The sequence below is a fragment of the Paraburkholderia sp. UCT70 genome, assembly GCF_050434085.1.
Classification (GTDB): domain Bacteria; phylum Pseudomonadota; class Gammaproteobacteria; order Burkholderiales; family Burkholderiaceae; genus Paraburkholderia; species Paraburkholderia tuberum.
On sequence record NZ_JBNPVZ010000004.1, the window covers coordinates 71,119 to 86,683 of the forward strand.

Genomic DNA, 15,565 nt, shown 5'->3' on the forward strand with positions numbered 1-15,565 from the left:
AATGCTAAGCCGCTCCCTGTACACCCAATTCTTGATGTGGCGGACCGGCGAGCGTTGTTCTGATGCTCTGAGGAACAGGCAATGAGACGTTTTGCTCCGTCTGGGCATCGAAAACGTGCAGGTCGGCTACTTTGAACTGAAACGTTACCACGCTATCCAGTTCGGGTAGGTCACCCGCTGGCACCAGCGCGGCCAGGCGTTCGCCGGCGAATTCGAACGTGACAAGCGCCTCCGCGCCCAGCAGTTCGATCAGCTCCACCTTGCCGCGAAGCCTTAGCGAGCCGAACTCATCGTCTGCGGACGCCACCTTCAGATAGTTCGGCCGGATCGCCAGTTTCACCGCCTGGCGGTGCTGCAGCCCTGCGAAACGCGGCCCGACAAGAGCCCAGCGCTGGCCCTGCACCTGGACGAAGCACGTTTCACCTGTTCGCTCGGCCGTCCCGGATATGAGATTCGTGGCGGGTGTGCCGATGAACCCTGCGGCGAACAGCGTATCCGGGAAATGGTACAGATCAGATGGCGTGCCGGCCTGCTCAATCCGCCCGCCCCGCATCAGGATCACACGGTCGGCGAGCGTCATGGCCTCGAGCTGGTCGTGCGTCACATACACCGTCGTGGTCTTCAGGCGCTTGTGTAGCCGCTTGATGTCGCCTCGTAATTGGGCTCGCAGTTTCGCGTCGAGGTTGGACAGCGGCTCATCGAAGAGGAATACCTCGGGTGTCTTGATCATTGCCCGAGCGATCGCAGCGCGCTGCTGCTGGCCGCCCGACATTGCTCGCGGTTTGCGATCGAGCAACCCGTCGAGGTTCAGCATCGCAGCGACTTCTCGCACGCGACGGTCGATTTCTGCAGCCCGCACCTTCAGCCGGCGCAAGCCAAACGCGACGTTGTCATACACAGTCATGTGCGGATACAGGGCGTAGTTCTGGAACACCATCGCGACGTTACGCTCGCGCGCCGGCAAGTCGTTCACGACGGTGTCACCGATCGCAAGGTCCCCGCCCGTGATACCTTCGAGACCCGCAATCATGCGAAGCATCGTGGATTTGCCACATCCGGATGGCCCGAGCAACACGACGAACTCACCGTCGTCGATTTCCATATCGAGTGGATGCAGCACCGGCGGCCCGCCGTCGTAACGCTTCGTGAGGCCTCTGCAGACGATTTTGGCCATGGCTCAGTCCATCTCGATCTGGATCTTGACATCATTCGGGCGCCCTGCTGCCGCCTCTTCGAACGCCCTGAGGCCGTCGGCGAACGCGAACTTGCGCGAGATGAACGGCTTCACATCAATCATTCCTGAGCTGATCAGCGCCAGCGCGCGCGGGAACACATTCGCGTAGCGGAACACCGATTCGAGGCGCGCTTCCTTCGCCTGCATGGCAACGACGTCGAGCGGCACGCGGTCGACCGGCATCCCAACAAGGACCGCACAGCCACCCGGGCAAAGGAGATCAAACAGGTCATCGTAGACCATCGCGTTGCCACTCGCTTCGAACACGACGTCGGCACCCCAGCCCGCGGTGACTTCCCGAACAACATCGGCCAACCGTTGCTCCTGCACATTAACTGTCGTAACTGCGGGATTGTCGGCGAAGAGAGCCAGTTTTTCCTTGATCACATCTGCCAGAATGACGCGCGACGTGCCGCCTGCCAGTGCGGCCAGGGCCGTCATCGCGCCGATCGTCCCCGCGCCGATGACGACCGCGACATCTCCGGGTTTCATCGCAGCCTTCTTGGCGGCCTGTAGCCCGATCGACAGTGGCTCGACGATCGCGCCCTCCGCGAAGGACACATTGTCGGGAAGCCGGAAGGTGAATGCCGCCGGATGCACGACATAAGGCGTCAGGCAACCGTGGATGGGCGGCGTTGCCCAGAAGCGCACCGCAGGGTCCAGGTTGTACAGGCCGCGCATCGTCGCCGGCGAGTCGAATTGCGGAATGCCCGGCTCCATGCAAACGCGGTCGCCCATACGCAGATGCGTGACCTCGCTGCCAGTTTCGATCACCGTTCCGGACGCTTCGTGACCAAGCACCATCGGTGCTTCGACCTTGAACGGTCCGATGCGTCCGTGCGTGTAGTAATGGACGTCACTACCGCAAACGCCAACCGTATGAATCTTGATCTTGACGTCGCGAGGACCGACTTCGAGCGGCAGGTCGATATCGCGCAGCGCGAGTTGGCGCGCTTCTTCGAGTACGAGGGCTTTCAAAACTATCTCCTTACTTGCCTTTGAGCATTGAATTCAACAGCCGGCTCAGGACGCCGACGAAAATGATCGGAGGAAGCGCGAGCAGGACGGTGGAAGCATTGATCACGCCCCACGGCACCTCCTGCCCGAGCGAAGTGAACGCGGAGGCAACGACCGGCAGCGTCGCGCTTCTCGACGACGTCAAGGCGAGTGCGATCATCAGTTCATTCCAGACCAGTACGAAGCTGAACACGATGCCACCCATCAGCGTGGTTGCGCTGATCGGCAATGCAATGCGCCAGAACACCCCGTACGGGCCGTAACCGTCCAAGGTGGCGGCTTCTTCGACCTCACGCGGCAAGCGCTGAAATACCGGAATGGACAACCATGTGATGGTCGACAGCGTGACCAGCAGATAGGTCACCACCATCGACAGCTTCGTGTCATACAGCCCAACATCGACCCAGATCGCGATCAACGGGACGGCGATTGCGACCGGCGGCAGAAACCGCAGCGACAACAGAAAGAACTGAATGTCGCGCTTGCCCGGCAGGTGATAGCGTGCGATGACATAGGCCGCAGGTACGCCGAGTAGCGCGCCCAACACGACAGCAGAACCGACGATAGAAAGGCTGTTGGCGAGTCCGATGAGTACCTCGGGGCTCGATACAACCTGCCGGTAGTTGTCGAGTGTCGGCGAAAAAAAGAAGCGCGGCGTCGGCGTAACGATGTCGAGCAGGTTTTTCAACGAATTGAGAAACGCCCAGAAGATCGGAAACACGGCCACTATGGCGAGCACCGCGCCGAGCGACCAACTGGTGCTTCGCGAAATCAGTCTTCCCATTTGTTCACCCGCTTCCAGATGAAGGTGAAAATCAGCGTGGTCGCGACCATCATCAGCACGGCCATACTCGAGGCATACGAGACCTTTCCGGACAACCCGATGCCTTGCGAATACGCGTACATGTCGAGGGTTTCAGTCGTGATCCCGGGGCCGCCCTTGGTCATCACGTAGACCAGATCGAACGAGCGCAGCGACTCGACCATCTTGATGAACACCAGACTCATGATCGGCACCTTTAGCATCGGCAATGCGATATACGCGTAGACCTGCCAGGTGCGCGCATAGTCGAGGCGGGCGGCTTCGAGCGGCTCGGGCGGCAGCGTTTCAAGCAGTTTCAATATGACGACCCCGAAGAACAATCCCCACTGCCAGATATCGACGACTGCCACCGCGTACAGCGCGAGATGCGGATCGGAAAGAAAAGCCGTGTTCTCAACTCCCAGCAGACCAAGAAACCAGCTGAGAATGCCGGTGAGAGGCGAATACATGAACTTCCAGATGAAGGCCGCCGAGACTCGCGGTAGAAGCACTGGCACGATTAGCAACAGCGAAATGACGCTGCGCATCCGGCCATGCATCTGCTCGAACAGATAGATCGCAACCAGAACGCCGACCACGACCGCGCCGACCACCGTGGTGATTTCCCAGATCGCCGATACTTCGATGGAATTGAGGAACCGTCTGTCCGAGAACAGCCGGGCGAAATTGCGCAGCCAGACGTACTCGCTGTCCGGATAGCGCAGCACGCGATTTCTCAATGCGAGGTTGATTGCCGCGACAGTGGGAACTAGACCGAGGACCGCCATCAAGGCAAGAGGCGGGCCAAGAAATACGAACGGAAGGCTGGTTTTACCCCGATTGAACATTGACTTCTCCAACAACGTAGAGTCCGCGAATTCAGTGTTCCTGTGAGACCACGACTGGATCGGCGGTGCCCCTCGCAGTACAACGCGTGCTGCAAGGGGCGTGCGCGTTACTTCTTCGCGCCGTGTTCCATCGCGTCCTGAGCGTACTGAACGGCGTCGTTCAGCGTTGCCTGAACATCCGGCTGCGTACCCGTGAACACCTCCTCCAGCGCGATACCGAGGTTGTCGCCGATATCCGGCCACTGCGGGCTTGACCAGATCGTGACCTTTGTCACCGGGTTGGTATCGTTCAGGCCAGCGAGAATCTGCGGCTTGACGTGCTTCTGGAAGTAATCGCTCTTGATCGTGCTCGAGCGGTTGTAGTCGCTAAAGACGTTGTCGCGAAGGCGGGCCTGCTCCTGATCCTTGCCCGTCGCCCAGGCAATGAACTTCCCTGCCGCCTGACGCGTGCATTCGTCCTTGGCGCCGACAGAAGAAATCGCCAGGCCATGACCATAGGCAGCCGACGGCAACGGTGCCGGCGGCCTGACGTATCCCACCTTGTCCGCCACGCTAGACTTGGTCGGATCTTCCATCCAGTCGGCGAACGGCGTCGATTCGATCATGAACGCGACCTTGCCGGAACGGAACGCTTCGAGCGCGTTGCTCCAGTCGTACGTCGCCGAACCCGGGGGCGCGTATTTGAAGAGATCCCGATACAGTTGCGTCGCCTTCACCGCGCCCGGCGAATTGAAGGATGGAGCTTGGCTCTTGTCGGTCCAGGTACCGCCCTCGGCGAGCATGAACGGCGCCCAGCGCCACACGTTCATGCCCGACCCGCGTTGCCCGCGTGCAACCCAACCGTACATGTTAGGCGGCGCATTGAGCTTCTTGATGTCCGCAACGAGCTCGTCGAGCGTTTTCGGCACTGGGAGATGCGCTTTCTCGAGAAGGTCACGACGGTAGAACAGGAAATCGCCTCCGCCGATCAGCGGAGCGAAATACGCGACGCCCTTATAGCTTGCCACCGCGCGCCGGCCCGGCAGGAAGTCGTCGTAGTCGGCGTCTTTCGGGTAGTACTTCAGCAGCGGTACGACCCAGCCCGCTGATGCAAACTCGGCGACGTTCGCCTCATCAACGTAATAGATCTGATAGGAACCTGCGCCCGTCGACGCGTCGAGTCGTGATTTCGAACGACGGTCGTTTTCACCAAAGTAGTTGATTTCAATCTTGGTGCCGCTGCGCTTTTCATAGTCGGGCAGCGACTTCTCCATGACTGTCAGGCCGAGGCTCTTCTGGGCAAGCACCTTGAGCACGGGAACGTTGCAGGTCTGTGCCGTCGCTAGCATGGGAAGGCTTGCGCCTAGGAACGCGCAAGCTGTCAACAATTGAATTGGTTTCACTCTCGTCTCCGCTTTTGGAATGTTCTTTGGCAACGCCATACGGGCGCTGCGATTGAGAGCAGAGCAGGCGTACGGTGAGGAGAACTGTAGTGGTCGCGGCCAATGGCCAGCCACTGCAAAAGGCGGAAGCCGCTGATACTTTTTGCTCGCGCTTTGGGTGCGGCGCACAAAATGTGTCAGTGACCGAAGCGGTCCCGTAAGTGTCCACGCCGTGGAGGACGCCAGTCAGCAGGTCGCTTCGATCGCTGTTTCGTCTCGAAAGTACAGGTGACGAGTGCTGGACAGGTCTGTTCCGGCGTACATCGAACGAGTTGTGGTCGGAGTTGCTATGAAAGCGGTCATTCACGGATAGTCGTTTTCGACGGACTTGCGTGCCCGCAATGGAAGAGGACCTGCTACGCAATTCGAAGGAGTGAATGACCGCTGTACACCCGGAAGCTGCCGGTTATGCAGCGCATGATCCACCGTCCGTTGAGGGTCGATCTCAGCCAGTCCTGAATGTCAGAGCAAGTCGAAATGGAGATTCAGTTCAGACTCGCTGGTCCATCGATCGATCGCCCGGCATACCGTCCTTCAACGCTTGCTCGGCCACTCCGGTCTGGAGGTGATCTGCCAAGTAGTCATTTGGGCGCTGCACTTGCTCATCATCCAGAAGGGCATTGAGACGGTGCGCAAATTCCAGGACTGCGCCGGTCCGACGGCTTCTCGTTCGGCACGGCATTCCCATGAGCGGTGCTCGACAAAACCAAGGAGGCCGGCGTCGACGGCGAGCGGGTCCCGTTCTGGGCGCTGATGGCCGTTGGCTTGACCTGGATCGCCTACTATGGCGATCGGCGGCGTTCTATACCTGACTACGGTGACGCTGCGGCCGCGTAACCCGACCTCGCCGGGTCGCGCTAGAGGGTTTTCCTTCGCCTCAGGCACGGCAATAATGCCGATGGTTGGCCCTCGGCGGACATGCTAGGATTTCTTTCGAACAACTCCGGAAACTGCTATGCCGTTCATCTGCGAAAACGTTGAATGTCGCGCCGTGCTGGCTCGCGGGCAGGTCAGATCCAATCACGAGGACGAGGGGTGGTGCTTCTACTGCCCGGACTGCAAAGTCAGGAACGAGTTGAAAGATATCGGCGTACCTGGCGGTCCTGTCGAGTTGGTTCAGCCAGAAAGATCCGACCTTCCGCACAAGGTAATAGCGACTGCTCGACCATTGGAGGACGGCAGGTACGCTGCGCAATTGCGCGTTCAGAGGGCACTCGGTATGAAAGGAACGTACGCGGTCGAAGAGCACTGGGATCAGCTCGGTGTATTCCTCGACGCACAAGAGGCCTTAGCGCATGCGAAGTCTTTCGCAACAGACCTGCTGGAGCGACAGGCCTAGTCGCGAGTGGCGCGCTGGATTGCGCCATACCTATCAATGCGCGGATCTTTGCGGCAGTCCCACGACCGTAGATCCGCGCGACAGCCTGGTGCTGTACGGCGTGCATGCCGTGCAGAAAGCGATTCAGCTTTCGGTGCGCTCAAGAATCGGTATAAGCGGATACCGCACCACTCCGAATACTCCACCAAATAAGATGTGACTGGCTTGAATTCAACCGGCCTTAACTCACGATGCACCACTGGCAGCGAGCTTGACAAATAGTCTGGCTGCTTCGTTGCCATGAGACAAAGCGCGCAGTGCAAGGGAGAGCGCTAGCTGTGCGTCGTGGGAGACCGCGCTACGATCCTGATCGAAGAGCTTGACGGCGTGGCGCATATGCTGCGCCGCTTGCGTGTGAAGCTCCACGGCCGCCGCATGATGTTTTGCCACGTCCGCGGCACTTGCGCCTGAGCCGGTCGATGGAGGCGTTATTGATGGCGTATTGGCGCTGTGCGCGCCAGCGTCGTGTGCCTGATCGATCGCATGCAACGTGTGGCCATGGGCCATCATCGCCTGATGTGCGGCGTGGGCAAAGTCTTGACCGTCCTCGAAATGCCGCGACGCCTCGCGGTGATGTCGCGCGGCCTGCTCGTGGTGTGACGCCGCGGCTTCGAGATGACCTTTCTTGCTGTGCTTCGTGTTCATGCCGGCTCCTGTGCAACTTCAGGACTGACTCGGATGGCGACCGATTCGAAGAGACAGTGGCGGGTCGCAACAAGATCCTAATCTACACGCCCTTGCGCCTTCTGTGGCATTTGCGTCTCGCGGAGAATCGTCGCGCTGTGGCGATCACCGCGCGGTCAGCATCCGGAGGATTTTCTGCACGATGCGCTCATGCTGCTCCAGCGCCTCATCGAGCGTACGCGCTCCGTAGCTCCTGTTGTCTCGCGCTTCCATTCCGGCGATGCGCGTCACGAACAGCGAAACCTCCCCGGTTTTCGGTTCGGACACACCTCGGAAGCGGGTCGTGACCGTCACGCCGGATTCGTCCAGCAGCGTGCGGCGGAAGATCAGTTCGTTCTCAGTCATCCAGCGCGACCACTCGCCGCGGTCGAACACCTCGACAGGCCTGCTCTTCGCATCGAGGACATAGATGCGTTTCCAGCTCGACGGGACGGAGCGTGCTTTCATATTTCAATGCGAAGGCGTGAGCAGGAAGCCGATCGCCTCCCGCCACCAGGTTTCGTCGCCGACGAGCCCCGGCTGGAAATACGTCGGCTTCGATGTTTTCGACCTGAAGGTTGGCGCCACGGTTACACAGGAGACGGGCGATCGCGAAGTCGTGGTCGTGCTCGTCAGGGGGCACGCAACAGTCGGTTGCGAAGGGCTCGCGAGCCGCGCGATCGGCGCTCGGATGTCGCCGTTCGATGGCGCGCCGTGGTCCATGTACGTGCCACCGCATACGCGCTACACGATCGTGGCCGCGGACGACGTCGAACTCGGCGTCTGCTCCGCGCCCGCGAAGGGCGGTCTGCCGCCGCGCTTCATTGCACCTGACGAGGTAAGGCAGGAAACCCGTGGCGCTGGCGCCAATCTGCGTCACGTGCGCCACATCCTTCCGGAAACCGAGCAGGGAGAGCTTGCTGGTGGTGGAATCGGTGACGCCCGCAGGTAACTGGTCCAGTTACCCGCCGCATCGGCACGATACCGACGATGGCGAGCAGCAGACCTATCTCGAGGAAACCTATTACCACCGGGTCTCGCCGCCGCAGGGCTTCGCAGTTCAGCGCGTCTATACCGACGACCGCAGTCTTGACGAAACGCTCGCGGCTTACGACAAGCATGTCGTGCTGGTGCCGCGCGGCTATCACCCGGTTGCCGCCGCGCACGGCTACGACCTCTACTACCTGAACGTGATGGCCGGTCCGCGCCGCACCTGGCACGTGCATAACGAGCCGGCTCATGAATGGCTACTACAACCCGGCGCAAGGGTCGCGGTGGACGGCGCGCGCTGAGTCCCGTTGCGGTAAGTCAGTCGCTGTCGGCGTCGGGGCCTTGGGAGTCGAATCCGGCGGCCTCGCGCAGCGCTTGCAGCATCGCCCGCGCGCCCGGCGAGAGCCTGTCGCCGCGCCGTGTGACGATGCCCGCCGGTCCGAGCTTCAGATCGAGTTCGAACGGTAGCGGTTCGAGCGCACCGGCAATGCAATAAGGCCGCACCGGCTCGCGCGCAAGCGGCGCGATCATATCGCTCATCTGCAGCAGACTCGTGATGACAGGCAGCGACGAGCTCTCGACCACATCCGTCGGCAACGCGAGCTTCCGTTCGAGAAACAGTTGCGTGAACTGATTGCGCATGACGTTGCCTTTTGGCGGCAAGATCCACGTTTGCGGCGCCAGTTCGTCCCAGCTCAGAGCCTTGCGCTTGATGAGCGGATGGCCAACGCGTGCGAACAGCGCGTGCTGTGCTTCTGCGAGCGGCGCATAGTGCAGCTCCGCAAGGTCGTCCGGATTGCGGATTCGCGCGACGATCATATCCAGCTTGCCTTCCTGCAGACGCTGCACCAGCACCTCGCTGAACTCCATCTCGATGTTGACGCGAATCTGCGGGAAGCGCTTCTTGAGCAGCGCCACCGCTTGTGGCACGAGGTTGGTGGCCGCCGTGACCTCGGTGCCGATCATCGCCTGCCCGGTCAGGCCGGCTTTGAGCGCGGACACTTCGTCGTACGCGTGCCGCAACTCCGCCAGCACACTGCGTGCATGGCGGATCAGCACCTCGCCGTACCAGGTGGGCTCGACACCGCGCGGATGCCGTTCGAACAATTGCACACCCATCGTCTCTTCCAGTTCCCGCAGTAACTTGGTCGCCCCGGGCTGCGTCATGTGCGCGGCGTTCGCCGCGCGCAATACCGAGCGATGGGTATCGAGCTGAACGATCAGGGCCAATTGACGTGTCTTGAGACGCGTGGGGTCGAAGCGGCTCGTCGCGATGGCCCCTGCGCCGGTGTCCGAATGAATGGCTGCGGTCACGATATTATCTCCACGTATTCCTTCTCGATATAGATTATGAGTTATTTTTCATTATAAAAGCATATCGATCGATTCTACTATGGAGAGGACGGCCTGCATTCCAAGGCGGGCGAATTCCCTTCAGGGGCATCGAGGCGGGCTGCATCCTGCAGCCACACAGGAGACGAAGAAGTAATGAACACTCGTACCACAGACATCCCGCCGGAAGGCATCACCACCGACGAGTTCCTCGGCCGCGTCGCCAAGGTCCGCAGCGCACTCGACAAGGCAGGGCTGGTCGGCCTGCTTGCCTTCGGCGATTGCTGGCGTGGCGCGAACATCGGCTACTTTACCGAATTCCGTCCGCTCGACGGCGTATCGGACATCGCCAACGCGATTCTGCTGCTGCCCGTGGACGGCGACCCCGTGCTGTTCGTGTCGGATCAATGCTTCGACTACGCGACGAGCGTGACCGCCTTCGAAGTGCGCAGCCTGCGTGAAGTCACGCAACAGGTGCAGGCATTTTCGGCGCGGCATCGCAGCGGCACGGTCGGCCTCGCCGGCGCCGCCTATATCCCTGCGGATCTGTTGAAGCGCCTGAACGCCGGTCTCAACGAATTGAAGCTCGAACCGACGATGGTGCTAGCCGAAATCAAGGCGATCAAGAGCGACGCCGAAGTCGCACTGATGCGCAAAGCCGCCGCCTTGACCGATTCGGCGATGGCCGCGATTCGCGATGCGCTCGTCGACCGCCGTCCCTACACCGAGCGTGAACTCGCTCTAATCGCTGACCGCGCGATGCTCGCGGGAGGAGCAGACCGGACCGCGTTCGATTCGATGGTGCAATCCGGTCCACGCTCGGCGTATAACCTGGCGCGTCCCACCGACCGCATCCTGCAACCGGGCGACCTGATCATGACCGACATCGGTGCGCGTTATCGTGGGTACGTGGCCGATGGCGGACGCGGTTTCACCTACGGTCCGGCGAATCCCGAGAAGATGGCGATCGTCGCGGCAGCGGCGCGCGCGGTCGAAGCGGGGCTTGCCGCCGCGCGTCCCGGCATGGCGGCCATGGAACTGAATGCGGTGATCCAGCAGGCGCTGGTGAAATCGAACTACGAGCAATACTCGAGCGAAGCGCGCGGCCATGGCACCGGTCACGGCACCGGCATGGACCCGGAAGAAGAAGCGCCGTGGATCGGGCCGGGCAACAGGACCGTGCTGCAGGAAAACATGGTCTTTACCCTGAAGGCGACCATCACGGTGCCGAACGTCGGCGGTTTGCGCACGGAACGTATCGTGCGGTTGACCTCGGGCGGCGTCGAAACGCTCGACCAGTTCCCGATGGAACTGCACTGGTGAGCACAGTGAATTTATCGTAACGTGCCGGCGGACCCGCGCCGCCGACACGCAGCAGCTTGAAAACATAGATTCCCAGAGAAGGGAGGAGACATGAACACATCGCCCGTTTCATCCGGCAACGCGCCGGTTATCAGCCGTTCGGCCGTCAACCGTGTGCTGGTCGCTTCGGTGGTCGGGACCGCCATCGAGTGGTACGACTTTTTTCTCTATGCCACCGCTGCGGCACTGGTGTTCGCCAAGCTGTTCTTCCCCTCGTTCGATCCGGTGGTCGGCACCATTGCGGCGTTCGGGAGTTTTGCGGTCGGCTATCTCGCACGGCCTTTCGGTGCGGTGTTTTTCGGGCACTTTGGCGACCGCATCGGACGCAAGACGACGCTCGTCGCGACGCTGACGATCATGGGCGTCGGCACCTTCGTGATCGGGCTGCTGCCGACTTACGCCTCGATCGGCGTCTGGGCGCCGATCCTGCTGGTGGCGATGCGCTTTCTGCAAGGACTTGGCGTCGGCGGCGAATGGGGCGGCGCGGTGCTGATGGTGGTAGAAACGGCGCCGGCCAGCAAGCGTGGCTTCTTCGGCGCGTTCCCGCAATTGGGCGTGCCGCTCGGGCTGATGCTCTCGACCGCGGTGTTCAAAGCCGTGTCGAGTCTGCCGTCGGACGCGTTCTATACCTGGGGATGGCGCCTGCCGTTCCTGCTGAGCGTCGCGCTGATCGCGATCGGCCTGTTTATCCGGCTGCGCGTCATGGAATCGCCGGTATTCGAACAGATCAAGGCGAGCAAGCGAGTCGTCAAGGCGCCGCTGATCGAATTGCTGCGCCGGCATCCGAAAGACCTCGTGCTGACGATCGGCACGCGCTTCGCGGTCGATATCACCTTCAACGTGATCAACGTGTTCGTGCTGGTCTATGGCACGACGCGGCTCGGCCTGCCGCGCGGACTCCTGCTGAACGCCATCATTCTCGGCTGCGCCTTCGCGCTGATCACGCTGCCATTGTTCGGCAAACTGTCGGATCTGATCGGACGCCGGACCGTCTTCATGTTCGGGGCGGTGTTCGTGGCGATCTACGGATTCGCGTTCTTTCCGTTGCTCGAGACACGCAATCCGACCTTGATTCTCGTGGCGTACGTCTGCGGTATCGCGTTAAGCCAGGCGTCCGTGTACGGCGTGCAATCGACGTGGTTTGCGGAGCTGTTCGGTACGCGGGTGCGCTATACGGGTGCGTCGCTGCCGTATCAGATCGCCGGCATCATCACGTCAGGGCCGACGCCATTGATCGCCACTTATCTGTTCGCCACGTATGGCCAGACGCTGCCCATTTCGATCTATATCGCGGCGACGGGGTTGCTGAGCCTGGTGTGCGCGTTTTTCCTCGCCGAGACTTTCAGGCGGGATCTGTCCGCGGAGCCGGAAGATGAAGCGGCCACCGCGCTGTGTGCGCATGCGTGCGCGCATTCGCCGCGTCCTTTGTCGCGCTGAGCGCTGGTGTTCTCCATCGCATTGCTCCGTCGTTACGATGGCTACACCTTCGCACCGCGCGTACGTGCGTTCAAGACGGGATGCGCTGACGGATACGAACTGTACGACGATGGCTCGGATGACCGCAATGAGACCAGGCGGATCAGCTGCAACCCGGGCTGATAAAGGGTTGGCGGGCTAACCGTATCAAACGGTTTTGTCGCGTTAAGACGGGAGAGGTAGTATTCGAGCCTGACAAATATGCTTTGGCTGGCCGATGAAGAAGACCCAAACACCGCGAAAGACGCTTGCTGCGGGCATCACCCGAGTGCTAAAGCGCCTTCACTATCCGCTCGATGTGATGTTGCTATGCGTGCGGTGGTACGTCGCCTACTCACTGAGTTTGCGTAATCTCGAAGAAATGATGGCCGAGCGCGGTATTGAGGTTGATCATTCCACGGTGCATCGTTGGGTGATCAAGTTGGTGCCGCTGTTCGAGAAGACGCTCCGTAAGCACAAGCAGCCGGTAGGCAAGAGCTGGCGGATGGACGAAACATATATCAAAGTCAAAGGCCAGTGGCAGTACCTCTACCGGGCGGTGGACAAGGCGGGCCAAACCATCGATTTCCTGTTCAGAGCCAAGCGCGACAAGGTGGCAGCGCGGCGCTTCTTTGAAAAGTCGATCGCTCAGAACGGTGTACCCGAGACGGTAACCATCGATAAAAGCGGCTCTAATCTGGCTGCGTTGCACGCGGTGAACGCCGAGCGAGAGACGCCCATTACGATTCGTCAAGTCAAGTACCTGAATAACGTGGTCGAGCAGGACCATCGGGCCATCAAACGCATCACCCGACCGATGCTGGGCTGTCGAGTTCAATGCCGTGCTCATCGACTGCACGCTACAGCAGCCAGGGCTCGCCGCGCAGCGTCACGAACATTTCGTCGAGATGCCATGTGCTGCGCGGTTTGCGACGGGCAGTCCTGACCTGATGCGCAAAACTGGCGCCGAACTTGTCCGTCCACCGCCGGATCGATTCATGGCTGACAACCACGCCGCGCTCGAACAGTAGCTCCTCGATGTCGCGAAGGCTGAGTTGAAAGCGGAAATACCACCGAACCGCGTGGCTGATGACTGACGCCGGGAATCGATGGCCATGGTAGATGCTATGGGAGGGCTGCGGAAGTAGGCCCGCTGGAGTAAAAACGGGATTCATACTCGTTTTCTCCAAAGGAGCACGCAAAATGGATGCGCCTGACACAGCCCTTCGAGGGCAGAATACGACGGTAGTTGGCCGGCTGTACATGGCTTTTGAACTGGGCGATAAGAGCTGGAAGCTCTCACTGGGTGATGGCCACCGCGCGCCGAGCCGGTGTACGGTCGCCGCAGGTGATACCTCGGCGGTCCTCACCGCCATCGCGAACGCCAGGGTGCGTTGCCACCTCAGCGCCGGCGCACCCGTCTACAGCTGTTATGAGGCTGGCCGTGACGGCTTCTGGCTGCACCGCTGGCTGGCTCAGCAGGGTATTGCCAATCTCGTGGTGGATTCGGCCAGTATCGAGGTGAACCGGCGCTCCCGTCGCGCGAAGACGGACCGCCTTGACAGCGACAAGCTCCTCTCGATGCTTATGCGTTATTACGCGGGCGAGCACCGGCTATGGGCCGTCGCGCGCATCCCGACGCCTGAGCAGGAAGACGACCGGCGCCTGCACCGGGAACTGGAGCGCCTGCGGCAGGAGCGTACCGCACACACCAACCGGATCCGCTCCTTGCTCGTGCTGCACAACCTTCGGGTCAGGTATGTCGGTGGCCGGATCTGGACTCACTGGTGGGCCCAGCAGCGCGAGCAACTGCCGCCCGGCCTGCGCGCCGAGATTGAACGCGAATGTGAGCGGCTCGCGCTTGTGCGCAAACAGATAAGCCTGCTGGAAGCACTGCAGGACCAGCAGGTGCGCAGCGGCTCGCACCCCGGCATGGCGTTGCTGGCACAGCTTGCGGGCATCGGCACAGGCAGCGCCTGGACCCTGATGAGGGAACTGTTTAGCTGGCGGCAGTTTCACAACCGTCGGGAAGTGGCCGGCTGCCTGGGCCTGACGCCCACGCCATATGCCAGCGGCACCAGTCAGGTCGAACTGGGTATCAGCAAGGCGGGCAACAAGCGATGCCGGTGGTTGATGGTCGAGCTCGCATGGAGCTGGTTACGCTTCCAGCCCAACAGCCAGCTTAGCCGCTGGTTCAACCAGCGGTTTGCCGGCACCGGCAAGCGACTGCGGCGCATCGGTATCGTGGCGCTCGCACGCCGTCTGGCGATTGCCCTGTGGCGCTATCTGGAACACGGTGAAATTCCCGACGGTGCGATACTCAAGCCACGTGATGTCAACATGGCGAACGCCTGAACGGCACAGGATGGCAGGCGGTGTTCAACGGTCAACGCGCCCGTAAATCGCTCGGGCTACCCATGCGGGTAGCCGTTTGGATTAGATGGGGCGCGTCGGTAACAGAGTGATCCAGCGCTTTGCGCATGCGGCATGAGGTGACCGGCCTGGTTGGCCGGCACGGATAGAAGATCGACCCGGCACTGGCCGGGTCCCCCAAGACACTCTGACCTGAATGACATGACATCGACATGTTAACTTGCAAAAGGGTATATGCCATCAGCCCAGCCTCTGTGCTCTCCGGTTATCTACTGGCCGGCCTGCGTCTGGTCGTAGCAGGCGACCCCGCAGGCCGGCCAGTAGATAACCGGCAGTCCCAGGAGATTTCCTTCACATAACAGAATTTTTCCATTCAGCAGGGCTTGACTTTCAATACCTCATAGAAGAAGAGCGATTTCGTCTTCTTCATCACGTCATCTTAGCTGACCAGCGCGCTAACGTGACAACGCCGTACGGATAGATGATATGAGGGGGGCGCCCCGTCGTTGCGGGAGCGGTTCCGTCAAAGCCGAGCTCATGAAGATCAAGCTCATCGACAAAGACGTCGATTACGCGCACTGGATTGTCCTCGGACACATAGTCCTCAAGATACTCGGGCAGCAAGACAGCTTGCTTACGGTCTTTGCCTTCAATGAATCGCTTCATGTGCCCGTTCGACCTGAATGCGTT

At 60.8% G+C, this 15,565-nt stretch carries 13 protein-coding genes and 5 pseudogenes; 8 read left to right on the top strand and 10 right to left on the bottom strand.

Annotated features, from left to right (window positions below; translation table 11 throughout):
• Positions 1-4: 4 nt before the first annotated feature.
• Positions 5-1,174, bottom strand: a complete 1,170-nt coding sequence (locus tag OKW41_RS25885; RefSeq protein ID WP_429452190.1) for an ABC transporter ATP-binding protein — start codon at positions 1,172-1,174, stop codon at positions 5-7.
• Between the two features lie 3 nt (positions 1,175-1,177).
• A complete protein-coding gene (locus tag OKW41_RS25890; RefSeq protein ID WP_429576480.1) occupies positions 1,178-2,164 on the bottom strand; it encodes an NAD(P)-dependent alcohol dehydrogenase in 987 nt (328 codons plus the stop codon).
• Between OKW41_RS25890 and OKW41_RS25895 the strand changes: the two genes are divergently transcribed.
• Positions 2,114-2,236, top strand: a complete 123-nt coding sequence (locus OKW41_RS25895) for a hypothetical protein (RefSeq protein WP_429402550.1) — start codon at positions 2,114-2,116, stop codon at positions 2,234-2,236. The two genes, OKW41_RS25890 and OKW41_RS25895, sit on opposite strands and share 51 nt — an antisense overlap.
• Here the strand turns inward: OKW41_RS25895 and OKW41_RS25900 are convergent.
• The 3 genes from OKW41_RS25900 to OKW41_RS25910 all read right to left on the bottom strand — a co-directional run bounded on the left by OKW41_RS25900 (position 2,223) and on the right by OKW41_RS25910 (position 5,229).
• Positions 2,223-3,035: a carbohydrate ABC transporter permease gene (locus OKW41_RS25900; RefSeq protein WP_429487909.1), complete on the bottom strand. Its 813-nt coding sequence runs from the start codon at positions 3,033-3,035 to the stop codon at positions 2,223-2,225. The genes OKW41_RS25895 and OKW41_RS25900 overlap by 14 nt on opposite strands.
• Entirely contained in the window at positions 3,023-3,901 is an 879-nt protein-coding gene (locus OKW41_RS25905) for a carbohydrate ABC transporter permease (protein WP_429452186.1), read from the bottom strand. The genes OKW41_RS25900 and OKW41_RS25905 overlap by 13 nt, the downstream gene beginning before the upstream one ends.
• A gap of 107 nt (positions 3,902-4,008) precedes the next feature.
• Positions 4,009-5,229 carry an ABC transporter substrate-binding protein gene (locus OKW41_RS25910; RefSeq protein WP_429402272.1) on the bottom strand — a complete coding sequence of 407 codons (1,221 nt, stop codon included), beginning with the start codon at positions 5,227-5,229 and terminating at the stop codon, positions 4,009-4,011.
• A 637-nt stretch (positions 5,230-5,866) separates the two neighbouring features.
• On the opposite strand from OKW41_RS25910, the pseudogene OKW41_RS25915 reads away from it, so the two are divergent.
• Together OKW41_RS25915 and OKW41_RS25920 are read left to right on the top strand one after the other, a co-directional pair.
• Positions 5,867-6,108 (top strand): annotated as a pseudogene (locus OKW41_RS25915) (nitrate reductase); the annotation flags it as partial.
• A gap of 169 nt (positions 6,109-6,277) precedes the next feature.
• Positions 6,278-6,661 carry a hypothetical protein gene (locus OKW41_RS25920; protein ID WP_429452182.1) on the top strand — a complete coding sequence of 128 codons (384 nt, stop codon included), beginning with the start codon at positions 6,278-6,280 and terminating at the stop codon, positions 6,659-6,661.
• 225 nt (positions 6,662-6,886) lie between these two features.
• Here OKW41_RS25920 and OKW41_RS25925 read toward each other — a convergent pair whose 3' ends face one another.
• Positions 6,887-7,345 (bottom strand): hypothetical protein, encoded by a 459-nt coding sequence (locus OKW41_RS25925; protein WP_429452180.1) that lies wholly within the window; start codon positions 7,343-7,345, stop codon positions 6,887-6,889.
• 144 nt (positions 7,346-7,489) lie between these two features.
• Positions 7,490-7,831 carry a hypothetical protein gene (locus OKW41_RS25930; RefSeq protein WP_429574436.1) on the bottom strand — a complete coding sequence of 114 codons (342 nt, stop codon included), beginning with the start codon at positions 7,829-7,831 and terminating at the stop codon, positions 7,490-7,492.
• 16 nt (positions 7,832-7,847) lie between these two features.
• Here OKW41_RS25930 and iolB point away from each other — a divergent pair.
• A pseudogene (gene iolB, locus OKW41_RS25935) lies at positions 7,848-8,655 on the top strand (5-deoxy-glucuronate isomerase).
• Positions 8,656-8,671: 16 nt separating this feature from the next.
• Here iolB and OKW41_RS25940 read toward each other — a convergent pair.
• Positions 8,672-9,667 (bottom strand): LysR substrate-binding domain-containing protein, encoded by a 996-nt coding sequence (locus tag OKW41_RS25940; RefSeq protein WP_429574437.1) that lies wholly within the window; start codon positions 9,665-9,667, stop codon positions 8,672-8,674.
• 174 nt (positions 9,668-9,841) lie between these two features.
• Here OKW41_RS25940 and OKW41_RS25945 point away from each other — a divergent pair, with 174 nt between their 5' ends.
• The 3 genes and pseudogenes from OKW41_RS25945 to OKW41_RS25955 all read left to right on the top strand — a co-directional run.
• Positions 9,842-11,008 carry a M24 family metallopeptidase gene (locus OKW41_RS25945; protein WP_018424309.1) on the top strand — a complete coding sequence of 389 codons (1,167 nt, stop codon included), beginning with the start codon at positions 9,842-9,844 and terminating at the stop codon, positions 11,006-11,008.
• 90 nt (positions 11,009-11,098) lie between these two features.
• Positions 11,099-12,484 carry an MFS transporter gene (locus OKW41_RS25950; protein ID WP_429452172.1) on the top strand — a complete coding sequence of 462 codons (1,386 nt, stop codon included), beginning with the start codon at positions 11,099-11,101 and terminating at the stop codon, positions 12,482-12,484.
• A gap of 256 nt (positions 12,485-12,740) precedes the next feature.
• Positions 12,741-13,334, top strand: a pseudogene (locus OKW41_RS25955) (IS6 family transposase); the annotation flags it as partial.
• Positions 13,335-13,365: 31 nt separating this feature from the next.
• Here the strand turns inward: OKW41_RS25955 and OKW41_RS25960 are convergent.
• Positions 13,366-13,677 (bottom strand): annotated as a pseudogene (locus OKW41_RS25960) (hypothetical protein); the annotation flags it as partial.
• A 28-nt stretch (positions 13,678-13,705) separates the two neighbouring features.
• On the opposite strand from OKW41_RS25960, the gene OKW41_RS25965 reads away from it, so the two are divergent.
• Positions 13,706-14,857, top strand: coding sequence for an IS110 family transposase (locus tag OKW41_RS25965; protein WP_429572848.1), 1,152 nt, complete (start codon positions 13,706-13,708; stop codon positions 14,855-14,857).
• 504 nt (positions 14,858-15,361) lie between these two features.
• Here the strand turns inward: OKW41_RS25965 and OKW41_RS25970 are convergent.
• Positions 15,362-15,541 (bottom strand): annotated as a pseudogene (locus OKW41_RS25970) (IS5/IS1182 family transposase); the annotation flags it as partial.
• Between the last annotated feature and the right edge of the window lie 24 nt (positions 15,542-15,565).

What these genes read in the sequence shown, in the direction of transcription:
- OKW41_RS25885 (WP_429452190.1), bottom strand. Translation starts at nt 1,174, where the DNA reads ATGGCCAAAATCGTCTGCAGAGGCCTCACGAAGCGTTACGACGGCGGG.
- OKW41_RS25895 (WP_429402550.1), top strand. Translation starts at nt 2,114, where the DNA reads ATGAATCTTGATCTTGACGTCGCGAGGACCGACTTCGAGCGGCAGGTC.
- OKW41_RS25900 (WP_429487909.1), bottom strand. Translation starts at nt 3,035, where the DNA reads ATGGGAAGACTGATTTCGCGAAGCACCAGTTGGTCGCTCGGCGCGGTG.
- OKW41_RS25905 (WP_429452186.1), bottom strand. Translation starts at nt 3,901, where the DNA reads ATGTTCAATCGGGGTAAAACCAGCCTTCCGTTCGTATTTCTTGGCCCG.
- OKW41_RS25910 (WP_429402272.1), bottom strand. Translation starts at nt 5,229, where the DNA reads ATGCTAGCGACGGCACAGACCTGCAACGTTCCCGTGCTCAAGGTGCTT.
- OKW41_RS25920 (WP_429452182.1), top strand. Translation starts at nt 6,278, where the DNA reads ATGCCGTTCATCTGCGAAAACGTTGAATGTCGCGCCGTGCTGGCTCGC.
- OKW41_RS25925 (WP_429452180.1), bottom strand. Translation starts at nt 7,345, where the DNA reads ATGAACACGAAGCACAGCAAGAAAGGTCATCTCGAAGCCGCGGCGTCA.
- OKW41_RS25930 (WP_429574436.1), bottom strand. Translation starts at nt 7,831, where the DNA reads ATGAAAGCACGCTCCGTCCCGTCGAGCTGGAAACGCATCTATGTCCTC.
- OKW41_RS25945 (WP_018424309.1), top strand. Translation starts at nt 9,842, where the DNA reads ATGAACACTCGTACCACAGACATCCCGCCGGAAGGCATCACCACCGAC.
- OKW41_RS25950 (WP_429452172.1), top strand. Translation starts at nt 11,099, where the DNA reads ATGAACACATCGCCCGTTTCATCCGGCAACGCGCCGGTTATCAGCCGT.
- OKW41_RS25965 (WP_429572848.1), top strand. Translation starts at nt 13,706, where the DNA reads ATGGATGCGCCTGACACAGCCCTTCGAGGGCAGAATACGACGGTAGTT.